Origin of the sequence: Enterococcus sp. JM9B, from assembly GCF_009933265.1 — a bacterium.
GTDB classification, from domain to species: Bacteria; Bacillota; Bacilli; order Lactobacillales; family Enterococcaceae; genus Enterococcus_C; species Enterococcus_C songbeiensis.
Genome location: NZ_MAEK01000009.1, coordinates 42,840 through 62,160, shown reverse-complemented (window position 1 = coordinate 62,160; position 19,321 = coordinate 42,840). Strand labels below are relative to the sequence as shown.

Below are 19,321 nucleotides of genomic sequence, written 5' to 3'. Positions count from 1 at the left end.
TTCATTCTATCACGGGAAAATGGTAAAATAATCATAGAATCATCTTCAATTCTATAAAAATATGAAACTAAAGCAGGTGGTACCATGCGTTATACTTTTAGTCGAAAAGATTCCGGTCTTCCGTTGTTTGTCGATAGTGTCGGAATTCAATGGGATCAAGACCCTATCACTCGTCCACAAGGATATCCGTATATTCATTGGCTCCATACCCAAGAAGGCGCTGGAGAGGTGAGTGTTGACGGGAAAAGTTTTATTTTAGAAAAAAATAAGAGTATCTTAATCAATCGGTCGGTCCCTCATACGTATGTGCCGACAACCGAAAAATGGTTGACTGCCTATTTTACCTTTGGCGGTGCATTGGCAGCAGAAATTTTGACACTGCTGGGAATCGGTGACTACCTTCTGCTCAATGAGCCACTGCCGGAATTGAATCATTTTATCGAACATCTGGCAAAAGAAATTGATGTGGATGATCCCGCAGCTCCATTAAAAACCTCCGGAATGATTTATTCTTTTTTGATGCTGATCAAAGAGGTCACGGCAAACCAAACCCACGGAAATAAATACGGCGAATTGATCCAGCCGGTGGTCCAGTATATGAACGATCATTTCGCTGAGACTATTCGCAATGAGGATTTAGCTAAGCTAGTGGGGTATAGTCCGCAATATTTATCAAAATTATTTAAAGAAACATATCAACTTTCTCCTTATCAATATTTATTGGAGTTGCGTTTACGAAAAGCGAAGGAACTGTTGGCAAACGATGCCTTGCTGCCGATCCAGGAAATCAGCGAGCGTGTGGGCTTCAATGATGTCAGCTATTTTATCGCCGCCTTTAAACGCAGTGAACAAATGACTCCTAAAAATTTTCGTCGCTTCTATCAACAATAACTAAGCAAGGAACTCCCCCATTAAAGGCAGTTCCTTGCTTAGTTATTCGATGGAAAAACCATACCCGCGAATATGTTCCTCCAAACGCTGCAAATAATCTTGCGCAATCGGGCTGAGTTCTAATTGACGATGCTTTAGCCAGCCAATCGTGATGGAGTCATCGACTTCCAAAGGGATTGCGACGATTTTGTCATCGTTTAACTCACTGCTGATAATCCCGGAACTGATCGTATAGCCGTTCAACCCCACCATCAAATTAAAAATCGTCGCCCGATCACTGACTTTAATGTTCATCTTGTGGTCCAGCGTACTGAGAATTTCCTCAGCAAAGTAAAAAGAATTAACCTCCCCTTGCTCGTAAGAAAGATAGGGATACTCTTCTAAATCGGTCAAATTGACCGATTTTTTTTGAGTCAGAGGATTTTCCCGACTGACAAATACATGGGGCAATGCCGTAAATAGCGGGGTAAATTCCAGATTTTTTTCTTTAAAGAGCTTTTGCATCACCTGCCGATTAAAAGTATTGAGGTACAAAATACCGATTTCACTTTTAAAACTGGTCAAATCGTCTAAAATATTCTGAGTTTCTGTTTCCCGTAACGTAAACTGATACTCCTCTGTATTAACCTGCCGAATCAATTCCACAAAAGCATGCACCACAAAAGCATAGTGCTGAGCTGAAACAGAAAAGGCTTGTTTTCGCGGCGTTTTCTGCTTATATTTTTCCTCCATAAGATTTACCTGATCCAGAATCTGCCGGGCATAGATCATAAATTCTCGTCCCTCATCCGTCAGAGTAACCCCCATTTTATTTCGCAAAAGCAGTTGAATGCCCATCTCATTTTCCAATTCTTTTACGGCATTGGATAAGCTGGGTTGTGTTAAATACAATTCTTTTGCCGCTTCATTGATGGAGCCTCGGGCAACGATTTTTTCTAAATAAGCTAGCTGTTGAATTCGCATGCTGTGACCTCCTGCAATTTTTCTATAGTTTACACCAAGTTATAGTTTAAAACTATAACCAATGATTAGTTTTTTCAGTTATCCATAAAAAGTAAAAAGTGATAGTTTAGTCACTAACAACAAAAGGGGGCTTTTTTATGACAACAACCATCATCGGATTCCCGCGGATTGGGGAACACCGTGAATTAAAATTTCAAACAGAAAAATATTTTCGTTCGGAACTTTCAGAAGAAGAATTACAAACCAGTGCCGCTGCTTTACGGGAAAAACATTGGAAACTGGTCCATGCCAGCGGGGTCGACAGCGTACCCAGCAATGATTTCTCTTTTTATGATACGACCTTGGACACGGCTTTTTTGCTAAATATTTTACCTGAAGAAATTCAACACATCGATTTGTCAGGGCTTGATAAATATTTTGCACTGGCTCGGGGATATCAAGGAGAAAAAGGCGATATCAAAGCTTGGCCGATGAAAAAATGGTTCAATACCAACTACCATTACATCGTTCCTAAATTTGAAAAAAACACAGAAATCAGCGTAGTCGGCAAGAAAATTTTTGATGAATTCCTAGAAGCAAAAGAACTGGGTATTCACACACGTCCTGTTCTTTTGGGGCCTTTCACTTTGCTACAGATCAGTGATTTTGCACCCGAAACCCAACCGGAAGATTTTGTGCCGTCTTTGATTGCTGCCTATCAGGAAATTTTTGCAACATTAGCGAATCTGGGGGCCGGTTGGCTGCAATTGGACGAACCGGCTTTAGTCAAAGACATTTCTTCTGAAGAGTGGGCGTTATTCCAAGCCCTCTATGTTCCTTTGTTGCAACAAAAAAATGGCCTGAAGATTTTGGCTCAAACCTATTTCGGTGATGTTCGGGATGTTTATTCCTCGTTGGTTCAGCTTGATTTTGATGGAATCGGTTTGGATTTTGTGGAAGGAATCAAAAATTTAGAACTGGTTGCCAACGGATTTCCTGCCGAAAAAATCTTATTTGCCGGTATTGTCAATGGAAAAAATATTTGGCGGAATCACTACGAAAAAACACTGGCACTTTTACAGAAACTGCCTGCTGAAAATGTGGTTCTAACAACCTCGTGCTCGTTGTTACACGTGCCTTTTTCTACAGAAAATGAAACATTTCCGACCACAATTCTTGACCACTTTGCTTTTGCAAAGGAAAAGTTAACGGAATTAACGGAATTGGCTGCGATTTTTTTCAACAAAGAAACTGCACTACTTGCTGAAAATCAGCAACTTTTTGCTAAAAATCGAACCAACAAAAATCATAAGCTAGCAGAGAAAATTGCTGCTTTATCTGCTGCTGATTTCACCCGTCAACCAGCTTTCTCTGATCGTGAACAGCTACAAAAAGCCGTTTTTGATTTGCCTCTACTGCCAACAACAACGATTGGGTCCTTCCCACAAACACGAGAAGTCAAACAAACTCGGGCAAAATACAACCGTCACGAAATCTCAGATACAGACTACGACCATTTTCTGGCAACACAAATCGATGACTGGTTGAACTGGCAGGAATCGATTGGTTTAGACGTTTTAGTTCACGGAGAATTTGAACGAAATGACATGGTGGAATATTTTGGACAGAATCTTTCCGGCTACCTCTTTAGCCAAAATGGTTGGGTCCAATCCTATGGAACCCGTGGTGTGAAACCTCCGATTATCTGGGGAGATGTTGTGCGGGAAAACCCGATCACGGTAAAATGGTCCACCTATGCCCAAAAACAAACGACCAAAATTGTCAAAGGTATGCTGACAGGACCCGTTACGATTTTGAACTGGTCTTTTCCACGAGAAGATATTTCATTAAAAGAGTCTACTTTGCAAATCGCACTGGCAATCCAAGAAGAAGTCTTAGACCTTGAAGCCAACGGTATCCGAGTAATTCAGATTGATGAAGCAGCACTTCGAGAAAAATTGCCTTTACGAAAAACCGACTGGTATTCTGAATATCTGGATTGGGCAATCCCTGCCTTTCGTTTGGTTCATAGTCAAGTGCAGCCCACCACGCAAATCCATACTCATATGTGTTATAGCGAATTTACGGATATTATTCCGGCAATTGACCAAATGGATGCCGATGTGATTTCTTTTGAAGCTTCCCGCTCAAACTTATCTATTTTAGATGAATTGAACGCACAAAACTTTCAAACGCAAGTGGGACCAGGTGTTTACGACATCCATTCTCCACGGGTTCCTTCCACAGATGAAATTCTGCAAACAATCCATGCAATTTTAGCTAAAGTACCAAAAGAAAAACTTTGGATCAACCCAGACTGTGGCTTAAAAACTCGGGGCATTCCTGAAACCCGTGAAAGTTTGACGAATTTGACCGCAGCTGCAAAACTTGTGCGAGAGGAGCTTTAATATGAGTCAAGAGCAGAACGGAGGTGGCCCCTCCTTTTCCTTTGAAGTTTTTCCGCCAAATACCCAAACCGGCACGGAGAAAATTTTTGATACTTTGAATCAGTTACAGGATCTCGCACCGGATTTCATCAGTGTAACCTGTAGCAACAATCAAAAAAATATCGAAACCACTACCCTCAAGTTGGCCGGCTACATTACGAATCAGCTGGATATCCCAACAATTGCACATCTACCGGCTGCCTATTTATCCAAGGAGCAGGTGGATGTGATTTTAGAAAAGTTGCAACTCTTAGGCGTTCGGCGACTGTTGGCTCTGCGAGGAGATATCTTTCCTGACATGCCACCAAAAACTGATTTTCATTTTGCCAGCGATTTAATCGCATATATAAAAAAACAAGCCCCGCAATTTGAAATCAGCGGTGCTTGTTATCCGGAAATCCATCCAGATTCTGCTAGTCGAGTGGCAGATGTTAAAAATCTAAAAAAGAAAACGGAAGCCGGATGCAACCAACTGATTACTCAGCTTTTTTTTGACAACGAACTTTTTTATCGCTTCCAAGAACATTGTGATTTAGCAGATATCGATGTGCCGATTATCGCCGGAGTCATGCCTATTATCAACCGCAACCAAGCCTTGCGTCTGATCAAAACCAGCGAAGCCAAATTGCCTCGAAAATTTTTGGCCATATTAGAAAAATATGAACACAATCCCCTTGCATTACGAGATGCTGGCATCGCATATGCCATCGATCAAATTATTGATTTAGTCACTCAAAATGCCGCAGGAATCCACCTGTATACGATGAACAATGCGGATACCGCCCGCTCAATTTATCAAGCAACTCGGTCGTTGTTTCAGGGAGTTGGGGTGTAAAATGCAAACCGACCATCTGCTCTTACCTGAAAAAGGATAAGGGGAAATGGTCGGTTTTTGGGTTGGGAGCATTCAAAACAGCATAGCTCTAAAACGATTATTCTCTTTATCTTGAAGATTTTAAAGTTTTGGAAGCATTCAAAACAGCATAGCTCTAAAACTTATAAATTTTCTTTCACCACCAATCCAAAGTTTTGGAAGCATTCAAAACAGCATAGCTCTAAAACAACTGTTAAGCAATCCTTAACGGTTGATAAGTTTTGGAAGCATTCAAAACAGCATAGCTCTAAAACTCTGTAATCGGAGATGCAGTGCAACCGTTTGTTTTGGAAGCATTCAAAACAGCATAGCTCTAAAACACTAAGCCGACATACAGCCAACCAATCCAAGTTTTGGAAGCATTCAAAACAGCATAGCTCTAAAACAATAAATCGACTATTCGAATCCCCACAATTGTTTTGGAAGCATTCAAAACAGCATAGCTCTAAAACTCAAGCATATATCCAACGCTTGACTTGTTAGTTTTGGAAGCATTCAAAACAGCATAGCTCTAAAACTTTGGCGTCTGGTCAGTTATCATAGTGTTCGTTTTGGAAGCATTCAAAACAGCATAGCTCTAAAACTCGAAAACGCTCCTTTCTGAAGTTGCTATTGTTTTGGAAGCATTCAAAACAGCATAGCTCTAAAACACAACGCAAATATTTAAAGCCACTTCATTTGTTTTGGAAGCATTCAAAACAGCATAGCTCTAAAACAGGCTAAAGCAGAGTTTGAATCATTTGCTAGTTTTGGAAGCATTCAAAACAGCATAGCTCTAAAACTATCCAGCAAATTTTATTGATTCCCCACTTTGTTTTGGAAGCATTCAAAACAGCATAGCTCTAAAACCTGAAATGGCACTGGGTACTCACAACATCGGTTTTGGAAGCATTCAAAACAGCATAGCTCTAAAACTTAGATGTGCCTGTTTTTGCAAAGAGGTCAGTTTTGGAAGCATTCAAAACAGCATAGCTCTAAAACACGTTAAAGAGCATGAACGTAGCAAACGATGTTTTGGAAGCATTCAAAACAGCATAGCTCTAAAACAAGATAGCCATCTTTAAATTTTCAGCAGTCGTTTTGGAAGCATTCAAAACAGCATAGCTCTAAAACACCTTTAACGTAGCACATCTTGAAACAGCGGTTTTGGAAGCATTCAAAACAGCATAGCTCTAAAACTCCTTGTATTAGGTACTAACTTGGCGGACAGTTTTGGAAGCATTCAAAACAGCATAGCTCTAAAACATAAAAAGGGCTATAATTACAATATTTCTTGTTTTGGAAGCATTCAAAACAGCATAGCTCTAAAACAAGTTAAGTTGATAAATACAAAAAGTAAAAGTTTTGGAAGCATTCAAAACAGCATAGCTCTAAAACAGATGAGTTAGTACAAGCGAAATTTATACCGTTTTGGAAGCATTCAAAACAGCATAGCTCTAAAACAGAAACCGGGGAAGTAGTCTCCATTGATGAGTTTTGGAAGCATTCAAAACAGCATAGCTCTAAAACAAAACGGATGCATTATCAATGCAAAAATACGTTTTGGAAGCATTCAAAACAGCATAGCTCTAAAACTTGTACAGGAGTGACAGTCGCAATTGCCGTGTTTTGGAAGCATTCAAAACAGCATAGCTCTAAAACCTCGCAGAAGTTTTTTGCTTCTGAAAAATTTCGTAATCGCACTACTCGTCCATAGCAAGACTTCAGTTCTGAATGCTTCTATATCAATGTTTAATCAGTATTTTATTTTCAAAGAACACACTTTCATTATACCATGTTTTCGATATGCAAAAAATAATCCTCATCTAAAATATATTGAGGTAGTCCCCTTATTTCCCTTGGCTCTAAAAATAAAACTTCTGCATTATACAACGAGATATAATTATTTAATTCTGCTCTCTCTTTTTCAGTAAGATACGAACAGACATTAATCAAGACCAATAATTTTTTCTTAGAAAGATACTTGAAAATCTGAATAATCTCAATGAGTTTTTCAAATATCGTATCGCTGATTGTTTCAATACGAATACCTAGTGCTTTGAATAGTTCCAGCACTGTAATCTCGTCCTCTTCTAAATCAAGATCATGCTCCAGCAACTCATAACCAATTAATTCACTGATAGTGGCGGTCAATTTATTGATCATCGATTTTACTTCTGGTTTTTCATTTAGCTGATCCTCTAAATCTGAATAAATTAATTTCAACGTGGCGGCTGAATTAATATCATAGCCCAATATATCCGTGATAATCATCAACTCACTTGGTTTAACTGTACGCTGCTTTTCATCAAATAATTTCAAATCACTTTCACCATCATACTGATAGAAAAGTTTGATCAAATGAGAAAAAACTTGTACATCCTCTACGACAAAATAAGTAGATCCTGTCAGTTCTATGGGATTATCTAATAGTGTAAAATTAACTTTCATCATAACTTTCTCCTAAAAAAACAATTCTAGTATCTGAATTCCCTACGGATTTCTCTTGTTCTCCACTTAGATAAAGCATTCTAGAAAACTGTTTTTCTGTTACTGTTAGTACCGTAATCAACCCTTTTTTAGGATTATTTTGTTTCAGACGGGCAACCATCGCTTTATTTGCTGTACCATTCAGAAGAATTTTACTGTAAACAGAAAACTGATGCATAATGAACCCTTCGCTCAGTAAGAATTTCCGAAAACGGCGATAGGCTTTTCTTTCATCCGCTGTTTCTGTTGGCATATCAAACATTAAGATTAGTCTCATATATCGATAACTCATATCCTGAATTCTGGAATCCTTTCCGTTTCTTCATTCAAAACTTTCACCACTTTTTTCGTATAATCACTGGCAATATTTGTTAGGTACATTTCTTTGTTATTGTAAGTATATGTTGCCGTAAATAAGTCAAAAAGAGCACGCTTGATCGTTACAAACGGATTGTTGCGATTAACATAAACAATCTGATCCACAAGCAGACGAAAAGGCTCCATCAAATCACTTGCCAAATTGAAATCATTGAATTGATTAGCATGTTTCAAGCCGAACTGTGTCATACAACCTGATTTAACGATTTCGCGAGCAAATATACTCATTAAAAGCGTATATCCATAATTTAGTCCTGCATTGATTGCATTGTCCGTTTCTCGAGTGAACTCATTTCCAAATAGTGTATTAAAATAAATTCGAGCAGCATGTCCTTCTCGATTACTTGGATCAAAGATCTCTAAAGTTTCGTGTAATTTTAGTAATGCTTTCGATTTTTCATCATATCCTTGATACTTCAAAAACTGACTTTGATTCAAAATTTTTTGTGAGATAATTTCTGTCCAAACGACAGATTTCCGATCCATAGACCAGGAAATCTGCCGAGGTAATTGCAGACTACTATCGTGACGACCATAAAAAGGAAACAATTTTCCAATGGGCAAGCGCTTATCATCGCAAAAAAGGACAAGAATGTTTTCATCCACCAATCGTTTGATAAGCATCGTTGTTAGTGTAATATCCGTTGTTTCTAGTAAAAGCACATCTATTTCTGACAAATGAATCATCTCGTGTTGATCAGAAGATTTAAAAATCAGATGGTTATTTTTGTAAGATAGTTTTGAATGTGTATTAATAACAACCGTCCGCCATCCCATTTAGTCACCTAGTCTCCTCCGAGCTTCGTATAAACCGGTAATAGATTGATTGATAATCGTTGCTTCTAATAGTTCATTTACACTTGTATAGCGTTTACGGGGAATTGTCTCCCCGAAAAACTTAAAGTCTGCTGGGGCTCCAAAAGCATTCAATTGCATCAGATCAACAAATGATTGAGCGATCTCTTTGACTTCCGAATCCATATTTTTAGCATACAAACTGAGGATCTTTTCCAAATTTTTATCAACAAGAGTATATTTCTCAGCAAAATCTTTTACATGCACCATTATCTCTGAGAATCCGCTTTGATGTTCTGTAACATACTTCAAACTATCCGGTTTCTCATTGCAATGCTTGGCATGATATAAAAGAGTAACTAGATGGGCAGGTAAAACCATTTGATTTCCTTTTTGTGCCTCTTTTGCACTAGCAAGTAGTCGACGGCGGCCATCATCAAATTCATACAAAGAATATTTAGGTAATTTCATGCAAATTTGAGGATTTTGATATCCTTTATTTTTCAAAAATTCACGTTCATTCTTTTCAAAAGCTGCTCGTTCCATAATAGTAATTCCGACAATTGTTTTTACAAGTTTCCGAGTCTTGCCTTTTTCATAACGAATGACCACCGAATAAGCAACATTAGGGCTATCAAAACCACCATACTTTGTAGTATCCCATTCTTTTTTTCGTGAAATAAGTTTGTCAGAATCTCCTTTTGGTAAAATAGATTCTTTTGAAAAACCACCTTTTTGTATCTCCACTTTCTTCACAATATTCATCTGCCGATAATTCATTACTTTCTTAACTTTACCAATATATTTTTGTTCCCAATTAGTCTTAACTTCATCTTTAAGTGGTTTTGAGAAGTTCATCAGATTTGAGTAAAGATGCTTCTTAGCAGTCGCTCTATTCTCCTTAAAGGCATTGAATCGGTGGAATTCCCCATAAACGAATTCAGGTTCGAGTTGTGGATAGATTTTAAGCAATGCAGTTGCCACTACCCCATTCAAATAGGCATCGTGTGCATGATGGTAATCGTTGATATCTCGAACTTTATATATACCAAAACTTTCTCGAAATTGGCTTGTTAGAGCAGATTTCAGGGTGATAATTCTTACTTTACGAATCAGATTACCTTCATCATCTTTTTCAGAATTAAAGCGCTGATGCAAAATCCGTGCAACATTTTTGGTAATTTGGCGTGTCTCCACCAACTGACGATGAATGAATCCTGCTTTATCATCCTCCGAAAGCCCACCACTTTCTGCTTTTACCAAATTATCGAATTTTTTCTTACTAATTAAGCCAGAACGATAGAGGCTTTCCCAGAGAGCTCTCATTTTCTTAACAACTTCCTTACTAGGAACATTATCTAATTTCCCTCTGTTCTTAGAGAGACTAACTAGCACACGATTATCCAAAGAATTATCTACAATAAAACTTTGCGGAATAATATGATCGATATCATAGGTAGAAAGCTTGTGAATGTCCAACTCTTCATTTGTATACATATCTTTTCCATTTTGTAAATAATACAGATACAGCCGATCTTTTTGCAGTGCTTTATTGTCGACTGGATGTTCTTTTAAAGTTTTACCGCCTAGATCGTCCATTGCTTTTTCTAAATTTTTTAATCGTGGGCGAGAATTTCTTCTACCGTTAGCAGTCGTTTGATTTTCACGTGCCATCTCCACTACGATATTCGTTGGGGCATAGCCCATGATTTCTACCAGTTCATCCACGATTTTCAGACTTTGAAAAATTCCCTTTTTGATTGCTGGACTCCCGGCAAGATTCTGAACAATTTCAATTAAGCTCTCCTCTGAATTAGCTTTTAATTGTTCTTTTTCTATTTCTTCTTTGAAAGTCAAGCGATTATCATTAATCAACTGCATGAAGTTCCGATTAATATTTTTTTTCGGTGCATCATCATTGATTAAATAATCTAGAATAGTCTTATTTGATTGTTTATCATGGATACCGTTAATAAGTTTTGCTGATAGACGTCCCCAGCCAGTATAGTGCCTCCGTTCCAAATCTTTTATCGTTTTTTCACTTAAACGATCCGAAAATTTACTCAACTGTTCTCGAAGCATTTTTCGATCCTCAAAAATCGTCAATATCTTTACAATTTCTTCAAACATCGGTTCGTTTGCTGGATCATCAAGTACTTTAGGATCAATCTTTAGCTTGAGAAAATCATGATATGTGTTAAAACTTGCATTAAATTTATTTTCTATCCCATCAATTATTACGTCATCAAGATTATATTCATTGCGCAAAAAATTGCTTAAATCTTTTTTGGTTACTTTCCGGTGCTGCTTGAATAAATCGATGAAAATTCTTTCTTTTTCCTCACTTGAAAAATTCTGTACCTCCCCTTGTTCATCCTTATACGTTACTTTCGTCAATTCATTATAAACAGTATATTTTTCGTAGAGCATGCTGTGCTTTGGCAAGACCTTCTCTGATGGTAAATACAAATCAAAGTTAGTCATACGTTCAATAAATAATTCTGCCGATTTACTTAAATCAACAACTTCTGCCAAGTTCCAAGGTCTGATTGGTTCGTCTGATTTTCTTGATAACCAGGAAAATCTACTGTTGCCGTTGGCTAATGGTCCCACATAGTAAGGAATTCTAAATGTCAGTAAATCTACAAAATTTGAGAATTTTTCTTGTAAAAAAGGATAATACATTGCTTGATGATGCAAAATGGCTTTTAGTTCTTCCAAATGAATCTGGTGCGGGATAATCCCATTATCAAAAGTCCGTTGCTTTCTCAAAAAATCCTCATTTTCAATTTTTTTAAGAAAATATTCTGCTCCATCTATTTTTTCAATCAAATTCGTGGTATATTTGTAAAACTTTTCTTGTGACGTTTTCTTGCTATTGTCAATATACCCTGCATAACCATCCGTATTCTTATCGTTAAAAATTTCATGGTATTTTTCTGGCAAATTTTTTCGAATAAATTCTTTGAATAATTTCAAATCAGTTTTATGATCCTCGTATCGTTTTATCATGCTGGCAGATAATTTTGCCTTGGTAGAATTATCCGTTACCGTCAATATCCCTGATAACTCTACTGCATTATAGACATTTTTTGCAGCTTCAAAAACATCAGCGTATTCATCGCCAATTTCGCCTAAAAGAGCTTCTAAGGATTCATCATATTCTTCTTTAGAAAATTGTAATTTAGCATCCTCTTCAAGCTCAAACGTTTTTTTGAAATTCCCTTGATTTCCGACAATCATTTTTAAAAACTGATCGAAGGTTCCATTCCTTTTTTCATCTGGAAATAAGGATAACACGCCTTCTGCCTTTTTAGCCCGAGAGACTTTATCCGCAAAAATAGAACCAATACTGATTGTTTCATCTACCGGATTAATCAAACTTTTATCCTCTTGTAGATTAAAGGTTTGATTGTATTTCTGAAGGAATGTTTTAAATGTTTCTTCAGTAGAGGTATTTTCTGTGCTTAATCGTCCCTCAATCAAAAAATGTCCCCGATATTTAATGATATGAGCCAATGCTAAATAAACAAGCCGTAAATCAGCTTTTTCCTCAGCGTCTGCTAATTCTTTCCGTAAATGATAAATCGTCGCATAATTTTTATGATAGGCAACTTCTTCTTCAATTGTGCCAAAAATAGGATGACGTTCGCTTAGTTTATCCTCCTCTATCAAAAAACTTTCATCTAATCGATTAAAAAAATTAGGATCTATTCGATTCATTTCCTCTTGGAAAAATGTTTGCAGGTAACTAATCCGCTGGCGCCGTCTGAAATAACGCCGACGCGTCGTTCTTTTTAGTCGCGTATCCTTTGCAGTCATCCCTTCATCAAAAAGGTCAACGCCCCAGAAATTTTTCTTTAAATAGTTTTTCTCCGTATTTCCATATACCTTCATTTTTCGTCTAACTAAATCAAGATCCTCTTGAAGAACCGCCCAGCCAACGCTATTCGTTCCGATATCTAATCCAATCGTATACTCTTTACCCACTTCTCTTCCTCCTATATATGTTACCGCTTTCTTTTTGTGATAACTTAATTAATACGATTCATTCCTAATTACCATGTTTATGCATCTTTTGTTAAAAAGACGATGATTTTTATTGCATATTTTTTTTAATTTGCTATAATCAGTTTGTTGGAAGTTTTCAAAACAACATAGCAAGTTAAAATAAGGCTTTGTCCGTTATCAACTTTTCAAGTGGCGCTGTTCTCGGCGCTTTTTTTTGTACCTAAATTCGTTGATAATCGTTGTGGAGATAACAAGCAAACCAAAATAACGTTTTTTATTTAACGTTAGTATTATACCATATTCTATTCAGCAGTTGTCGAAAATTATTCAATATTTCCCGTTAATATGAATATTGATTCCACAAAAAAAGACCTTCCTCCGAAAAGGAAAGTCTTTTTTAATTTCAAAAATGAAATTATTCCGCAGCGTTTGCGTCTTTGAGACCGTATTTTTTGTTGAAACGGTCGACACGGCCATCTGCTTGGGTAAATTTTTGACGTCCAGTATAGAATGGATGTGAGTCAGAAGTTACTTCGACACGTACCAATGGATAAGTGTTTCCGTCTTCCCATTCAACAGTTTCTTGAGAGTTCTTAGTAGAACCTGACAAGAATTTGAAGCCTGTTGTTGAATCCATAAATACGACTGGATGATAATTTGGATGGATTTCTTGTTTCATGATTTTTTTCGCTCCTTTGCCCTGGTTCATTTGCTGCGCCAGAGTTATTTGTCAATTTACAACAGTAACATAGTATCATGTTTGCTGAGAAGTTGCAATTATCTTTTCGGATTTCTTTTTGGTGCTTTTTTTCCAAAAGAAACTTCTTGAAAAGCAGAAAACAACTGTTCGTTACTTTTGGTTTTCTTTAAAAATTGAACAAACTGCTCAGTGTATTCCAATGAATCACCACTCATATTATTCCGCAATTTCCAGGTTTCTTCCAATTGTTCGGCCGTCATCAATAGTTCTTCTTTTCGAGTTCCGGACTTTTTGATATCAATCGCCGGGAAGATTCGTCGTTCCGAGAGATCACGAGAAAGATGCAATTCCATATTCCCCGTTCCCTTGAATTCTTCATAAATCACGTCATCCATTCGACTGCCGGTATCCACTAAAGCTGTCGCCAAAATCGTCAGACTGCCACCTTCTTCGATATTCCGAGCAGCACCGAAAAATTTCTTGGGTTTATACAAAGCAGCCGGATCGATCCCACCGCTCAGTGTTCGACCGCTTGGCGGTACAACTAAATTGTAGGCACGGGCCAAACGAGTGATACTGTCCATGAGAATAACGACGTCCCGCTTATCTTCAACTAAACGCATCGCTCGTTCTAAAACCAATTCCGACACTCGAGTATGGTTGCTTGGCTGCAAGTCAAAGGTAGAAGATACCACATCCCCTTTGACACTACGTTCCAAATCAGTCACTTCTTCTGGTCGTTCATCAATCAACAAGACAATCAGTTCAACCTCCGGAAAATTATCCGTGATACCGTTGGCGATTTCCTTTAAGACACTGGTTTTTCCGGCTTTTGGTGGTGCTACAATCAGGCCCCGCTGACCAAATCCTACTGGTGCAAAAATATCGATCATTCGGGTAGCCAAACGCCCCGGCGTTGTTTCCAAAGTCAAATGACGGTTTGGATATAAAGGTGTAAGGGCTGGAAAATGGGGCCGTTCTTTGGCTTCTTCAGGATCTTTGCCATTCACACTTTCAACATGCATCAAACCATAATAACGTTCGGATTCTTTTGGTGGTCGAGCTTTTCCGGCGACTTTATCACCATTACGCAAACTGAATCGACGAATCTGGGAGGAAGAAATATAAATATCTTCCGCACTCGGTCCATAATTGATTGGCCGCAAAAAGCCGTACCCATCTTGCCCAACAATGTCTAAAATCCCTTCCATGTAAAAGAAGCCCTGCTTCTCCGCTTGCGCCCGAATAACCGCCAACGCCAATTCTTTTTTATTCATTTGACTGTAATAAGGAATTTTAAATTCTTTGGCATAGGTGTAGATTTCTTTTAGCGTACTGTTTTCCAGTTCCGCCATTGTTAAGTAGTCACTCATAGTTGCTCCTTCATTTCAATATCTGCACCTAATGCAGTCAGTTTCTCGATGATATGATCGTATCCTCGCAAAATATATTCAACATTTGTGATGGTCGTTGTTCCTTCTGCCATCAAACCGGCGATAACTAAACACGCCCCTGCCCGTAAATCCGAAGCCACGACTTCTGCACCGTTCAGCTTGCTGGGACCGTTGATAATCACCATGTTGCCTTCTACCTGGGCATTAGCACCCATTCGCACAAGTTCTGGGATATGATTGGTTCGTTTGGCATAAATCGTATCGGTCACTTCGGAAGTTCCGGCAGCTTTCAATAGAAGTGGAGTGATTGGTTGTTGCAGATCTGTCGCAAAGCCGGGATAAGGATAGGTTTTAAGGTTGGTAGGTTTCAATTCTTGAACGGGAAAAACTTCAATGGTGTCTTCGCTGATTTCCATCGGTACACCGATTTCTTCTAATTTGGCGATATAGCTTTCTAAATGTTCATAAATAACATTGTTGACCTTGATGCCTGCGCCCATCGCTGCTGCTAAAGACAGATAGGTTCCGGCTTCGATTCGATCAGGAATAATCGAGTGACGGCAGCCGTGGAGTTCACTGACGCCTTCGATACGAATCTCATTTGTACCAGCACCGCGAATTTTAGCACCCATATTGTTCAAAAGTGTTGCAACATCAATAATTTCTGGTTCACGAGCGGCATTTTCGATGACTGTTTTTCCTTCTGCCTTGACCGCCGCCAACATCACATTAATTGTTGCGCCGATTGAGACCATATCTAAGAAAATCCGATCCCCTTTTAATTTGTCAGAACGCAGATAAATCGCACCATGTTCGTTTGCCACAGAAGCACCTAATGCTTCAAAACCTTTAAAATGCAAATCAATAGGCCGTGGTCCTAAATAACATCCGCCAGGCAATCCAACGACAGCTTCGCCGAATTTTCCTAACAACGCACCCATAAAATAATAAGAAGCCCGTAAGCTGTTGATTTTTCCACTAGGCATAGGAATTGAAACGATTCCTCGTGGGTCGATTTCTAATTGATTATCTGCAAAATGTGTTTTTACACCCATGATTTCTAAAATTTCAATCAAAGAGTGAACGTCTTGAATATCGGGAACACCTTCTAAGATCACCGGTGAATCAGCAAGAATCGCTGCCGGAATCAAGGCAACTGCACTATTTTTGGCACCGCTAATCGTTACCTCACCTTTTAGAGGCCGACCGCCGCGAATAATAATTTTTTTCATATATTCTCCTTTTGAAAACTTATGTACCACGACAATTTTAACATACCCCAATTAAAGAAAAAAGAGACAACCCTTTCCTGCAAATTTCTTTAGCAAAAATGGCTGTCTTTCCTTCAATTGATGAAAAAAAACGGCACGGATTTCTCCGCACCGTTGATTGATACTTAATTAAGCTTTGTTTGCTGAACCGAACCAGTCGATATGTTCTTCAGCATCTTTAACGATTGCAGCAACACCTGGTGCCAACAATTTACGAGGGTCAAAGCCTTTTCCTTCTTTATCTTTGCCAGCTTCGATGTATTCACGAGTTGCTTTAGCAAATGATAATTGGAATTCTGTATTTACGTTAACTTTTGAGATACCCATTGAGATAGCTTTTTGGATTTGTTCTTTAGGAATTCCTGATCCGCCGTGTAATACTAGAGGAACATCAGAACCTACAGCGTCAGCAATTGCTTGTAAATGGTCAAATGCTAGACCTTTCCAGTTTTCTGGGTAAACGCCGTGGATGTTACCAATACCACATGCTAGGTAATCGATACCTGTAGCAACCATTTGTACACATTCGTCAACGTCAGCTAATTCGCCAGCACCGATGATGCCGTCTTCTTCTCCGCCGATTGAACCAACTTCACATTCAACAGAAATACCTTTAGCGTGAGCTTTTTCAACAACGTCTTTAGCCAATTTCAAGTTTTCTTCAAATGGAAGATGAGAACCATCAAACATGATTGAAGTATAGCCAACTTCGATACATTCTAAAGCAGCTTCATAGTCACCATGGTCTAAGTGGATTGCAACTGGTACAGTGATACCCATTGAATCAACTAAGTTTGTGATGATATCTTTAGCAACTTTGTATCCGCCCATGTATTTTGCAGCGCCCATTGAAGTTTGAATAAGAACTGGTGCTTTTTTAGCTTCTGCGGCTTTTAGAATTGCTTGGGTCCATTCTAAGTTGTTTGTGTTAAATCCACCAACTGCATATCCGCCTTTACGTGCAGCTTTTAAGAATTCTGCTCCTGATACTACTGGCATAAAAAATTCCTCCTAAGTTTTTGATAAACTTTATTTGTTAAGCAAGCTTAACCAACGCTTCCATTTTAGCAAACATTTGCCTACTTTGCTACTAAAAAGATGAAATTTGACTTTCAATAATTGACTGAACGAATTAAAACATCAGACCTTTTCATTTTATTTTCTGAAAAGATTTCAGTCTTCTCTAGTTATTTATCTGTTTTTCTACGGGTTAAGATAACATCCATTTGAAACTGTTTCAGTCATTTTTCACGAATTTTTTCATGTGAGAATGCTGCTCCTCCTTAAAAATGGAAAGAGCAAGCCTCCTTTTTGAAAAATCTACGCTTCATGTTCAGCCAAAGCTGCGCCAACAAACGCCTTGATCAATTTTTGGGGACGATTTGGACGAGAAATCAATTCTGGATGGAATTGGCAGCCGACAAAGAATTTTTTCTCTGGTAATTCAATGATTTCCACTAAGCGATTGTCTGGTGAAACACCGGAGAATACCAATCCGTGGGCTTCAAACATTTGACGGTAGTTGTTGTTGAATTCATACCGGTGACGGTGACGTTCCTGTACGACTTCTTCTTCATCATAAGCAGTTGCCGTCACTGTGCCTTTTTTCACTTTACATGGGTACAGACCCAAGCGTAAAGTTCCACCAAGATTTTCGACATTTTCTTGATCCGCCATTAAATCAATGATATTGTTTGGTGTATTTTGATCTGTTTCAGCAGAGTTGGCATCTTCTAAACCAACCACATTTCGCGCAAATTCCACACAGGCCATTTGCATGCCTAGGCAGATACCTAAGAATGGTACATCATTTTCCCGAGCATATTTGATAGCTTCGATTTTCCCTTCGATTCCGCGATCGCCAAAACCGCCGGGAACTAAAATTCCATCCGCATCCTTCAGTAAGGCATGTACATTATCTGCCGTCACTTCTTGGGCTTTCACCCAGTCGATTTCGATATCCGAATCATAGGCAAATCCTGAATGCTTCAAGGCTTCAACAACAGAGATATAAGCATCAGGTAGTTCAACATATTTTCCTACCAATGCAATTTTTGTTTTCTTCTTCAAATGTAAAACCCGTTCTTCTAATGCTCGCCATTCTGTCATGTCTGCTTGTGGAACATCTAATTTCAAATGGTCACAAACGATTTGATCCATTCCTTGCGCTTGCAGTGCCAATGGAATCGAATAAAGGGTTTCTACGTCACGGGATTCAATTACAGCTTCCGGTGCAACGTCACAAAATTGTGCCAATTTATTTTTGATACTTTGAGAAACTGGTAATTCTGTCCGTACTACCAAGATATTTGGTTGAATACCTAAACTGCGTAATTCCTTCACACTGTGTTGGGTAGGTTTTGTTTTCATTTCACCGGCTGCTCGCAAATAAGGAATCAAGGTGGTGTGAATATACATCACATTGTCCGCACCGACATCTGCCTTCATTTGACGCAACGCTTCTAAAAATGGCAACGATTCGATATCACCAACGGTTCCACCGACTTCGGTGATAATGATATCTGAATCCGTCATTTTAGCTGCCCGCATGATTTTTTCTTTGATTTCATTTGTGATATGCGGAATAACTTGGACAGTTGCCCCTAAGTATTCGCCTTTTCGTTCCTTGCGTAAAACTTCCGAATAAATTTTTCCGGTGGTGACATTTGAATATTTGTTCAAATTGATATCAATGAATCGTTCATAATGTCCTAGATCCAAATCGGTTTCCGCACCATCGTCTGTCACAAAAACTTCTCCGTGTTGGTATGGACTCATGGTTCCAGGATCGACATTGATGTATGGGTCAAACTTTTGGATTGTCACTTTCAATCCGCGGTTTTTTAGCAAACGTCCTAGTGAAGCTGCCACGATCCCTTTACCGATCGATGAAACGACGCCACCTGTTACAAAAATATATTTTGTCATAAATTGAAAAACTCCTTCTACATTTTTTCGCAGGAAAAGGTGCTGTAAAAAAGAAAGAAGCTCCCTATCCATAAATGAATAGGGAGCATAATATCCAGACCTTTTGCCCCTTTTTTCAAGGGTGCCCAAGCAGAATAATACAATCCCCGTATGAAAATGTCAAGAAAATAATGTCAATCCTTTCAGCATTTTCATAAAAAACCGCTGAGCAAATCGACTCA

13 protein-coding genes and 1 CRISPR repeat array are annotated in these 19,321 nt (G+C 38.5%); of the genes, 3 read left to right on the top strand and 10 right to left on the bottom strand.

Annotated features, from left to right (window positions below; all coding sequences use genetic code 11):
- Positions 1 to 84 precede the first annotated feature (84 nt).
- Positions 85 to 891 carry an AraC family transcriptional regulator gene (locus tag BAU16_RS02940; protein WP_161526399.1) on the top strand — a complete coding sequence of 269 codons (807 nt, stop codon included), beginning with the start codon at positions 85 to 87 and terminating at the stop codon, positions 889 to 891.
- 42 nt (positions 892 to 933) lie between these two features.
- Here the strand turns inward: BAU16_RS02940 and BAU16_RS02935 are convergent, their stop codons facing one another.
- Positions 934 to 1,854 carry a LysR family transcriptional regulator gene (locus tag BAU16_RS02935; RefSeq protein WP_137605721.1) on the bottom strand — a complete coding sequence of 307 codons (921 nt, stop codon included), beginning with the start codon at positions 1,852 to 1,854 and terminating at the stop codon, positions 934 to 936.
- Positions 1,855 to 1,991: 137 nt separating this feature from the next.
- Here BAU16_RS02935 and metE point away from each other — a divergent pair, with 137 nt between their 5' ends.
- A complete protein-coding gene (gene metE, locus BAU16_RS02930) occupies positions 1,992 to 4,241 on the top strand; it encodes a 5-methyltetrahydropteroyltriglutamate--homocysteine S-methyltransferase (protein WP_137605722.1) in 2,250 nt (749 codons plus the stop codon).
- Between the two features lies 1 nt (position 4,242).
- The gene (gene metF / locus BAU16_RS02925; RefSeq protein WP_137605723.1) at positions 4,243 to 5,115 is read left to right on the top strand and encodes a methylenetetrahydrofolate reductase [NAD(P)H]; all 873 of its coding nucleotides are present in this window, start codon (positions 4,243 to 4,245) and stop codon (positions 5,113 to 5,115) included.
- A 59-nt stretch (positions 5,116 to 5,174) separates the two neighbouring features.
- Positions 5,175 to 6,795: direct repeats of the CRISPR family, unit length 36 nt; unit sequence GTTTTGGAAGCATTCAAAACAGCATAGCTCTAAAAC.
- Between the two features lie 126 nt (positions 6,796 to 6,921).
- Here the strand turns inward: metF and csn2 are convergent.
- From csn2 to BAU16_RS02880, 9 genes are all read right to left on the bottom strand, one after another.
- On the bottom strand, positions 6,922 to 7,584 hold the full coding sequence (gene csn2 / locus BAU16_RS02920) for a type II-A CRISPR-associated protein Csn2 (RefSeq protein WP_137605724.1): 663 nt from the start codon (positions 7,582 to 7,584) through the stop codon (positions 6,922 to 6,924).
- The gene (cas2, locus tag BAU16_RS02915) at positions 7,574 to 7,915 is read right to left on the bottom strand and encodes a CRISPR-associated endonuclease Cas2 (protein WP_048604710.1); all 342 of its coding nucleotides are present in this window, start codon (positions 7,913 to 7,915) and stop codon (positions 7,574 to 7,576) included. Before cas2 ends, csn2 begins: the two co-directional genes overlap by 11 nt.
- The gene (cas1, locus tag BAU16_RS02910; protein WP_137605725.1) at positions 7,912 to 8,778 is read right to left on the bottom strand and encodes a type II CRISPR-associated endonuclease Cas1; all 867 of its coding nucleotides are present in this window, start codon (positions 8,776 to 8,778) and stop codon (positions 7,912 to 7,914) included. The genes cas2 and cas1 overlap by 4 nt, the downstream gene beginning before the upstream one ends.
- Positions 8,779 to 12,786, bottom strand: a complete 4,008-nt coding sequence (gene cas9 / locus BAU16_RS02905) for a type II CRISPR RNA-guided endonuclease Cas9 (RefSeq protein WP_161526398.1) — start codon at positions 12,784 to 12,786, stop codon at positions 8,779 to 8,781.
- Positions 12,787 to 13,222: 436 nt separating this feature from the next.
- On the bottom strand, positions 13,223 to 13,486 hold the full coding sequence (locus BAU16_RS02900) for a type B 50S ribosomal protein L31 (protein WP_048604705.1): 264 nt from the start codon (positions 13,484 to 13,486) through the stop codon (positions 13,223 to 13,225).
- 98 nt (positions 13,487 to 13,584) lie between these two features.
- Positions 13,585 to 14,880, bottom strand: coding sequence for a transcription termination factor Rho (gene rho, locus BAU16_RS02895; protein WP_048604704.1), 1,296 nt, complete (start codon positions 14,878 to 14,880; stop codon positions 13,585 to 13,587).
- Positions 14,877 to 16,133, bottom strand: a complete 1,257-nt coding sequence (locus BAU16_RS02890) for a UDP-N-acetylglucosamine 1-carboxyvinyltransferase (RefSeq protein ID WP_161526397.1) — start codon at positions 16,131 to 16,133, stop codon at positions 14,877 to 14,879. Before BAU16_RS02890 ends, rho begins: the two co-directional genes overlap by 4 nt.
- 168 nt (positions 16,134 to 16,301) lie before the next feature.
- Complete coding sequence (locus BAU16_RS02885; protein ID WP_048604702.1) at positions 16,302 to 17,171, bottom strand: class II fructose-bisphosphate aldolase; 870 nt, start codon at positions 17,169 to 17,171, stop codon at positions 16,302 to 16,304.
- A gap of 321 nt (positions 17,172 to 17,492) precedes the next feature.
- Complete coding sequence (locus BAU16_RS02880; RefSeq protein ID WP_137605732.1) at positions 17,493 to 19,100, bottom strand: CTP synthase; 1,608 nt, start codon at positions 19,098 to 19,100, stop codon at positions 17,493 to 17,495.
- Positions 19,101 to 19,321: the final 221 nt, after the last annotated feature.

Bases quoted from the DNA above. Each gene is read 5' to 3' on its own strand.
- BAU16_RS02940 (WP_161526399.1), top strand. From the start codon at position 85: ATGCGTTATACTTTTAGTCGAAAAGATTCCGGTCTTCCGTTGTTTGTC.
- metF (WP_137605723.1), top strand. From the start codon at position 4,243: ATGAGTCAAGAGCAGAACGGAGGTGGCCCCTCCTTTTCCTTTGAAGTT.
- BAU16_RS02900 (WP_048604705.1), bottom strand. From the start codon at position 13,486: ATGAAACAAGAAATCCATCCAAATTATCATCCAGTCGTATTTATGGAT.
- cas1 (WP_137605725.1), bottom strand. From the start codon at position 8,778: ATGGGATGGCGGACGGTTGTTATTAATACACATTCAAAACTATCTTAC.
- BAU16_RS02890 (WP_161526397.1), bottom strand. From the start codon at position 16,133: ATGAAAAAAATTATTATTCGCGGCGGTCGGCCTCTAAAAGGTGAGGTA.
- cas2 (WP_048604710.1), bottom strand. From the start codon at position 7,915: ATGAGTTATCGATATATGAGACTAATCTTAATGTTTGATATGCCAACA.
- metE (WP_137605722.1), top strand. From the start codon at position 1,992: ATGACAACAACCATCATCGGATTCCCGCGGATTGGGGAACACCGTGAA.
- BAU16_RS02935 (WP_137605721.1), bottom strand. From the start codon at position 1,854: ATGCGAATTCAACAGCTAGCTTATTTAGAAAAAATCGTTGCCCGAGGC.
- BAU16_RS02880 (WP_137605732.1), bottom strand. From the start codon at position 19,100: ATGACAAAATATATTTTTGTAACAGGTGGCGTCGTTTCATCGATCGGT.
- BAU16_RS02885 (WP_048604702.1), bottom strand. From the start codon at position 17,171: ATGCCAGTAGTATCAGGAGCAGAATTCTTAAAAGCTGCACGTAAAGGC.
- rho (WP_048604704.1), bottom strand. From the start codon at position 14,880: ATGAGTGACTACTTAACAATGGCGGAACTGGAAAACAGTACGCTAAAA.
- csn2 (WP_137605724.1), bottom strand. From the start codon at position 7,584: ATGAAAGTTAATTTTACACTATTAGATAATCCCATAGAACTGACAGGA.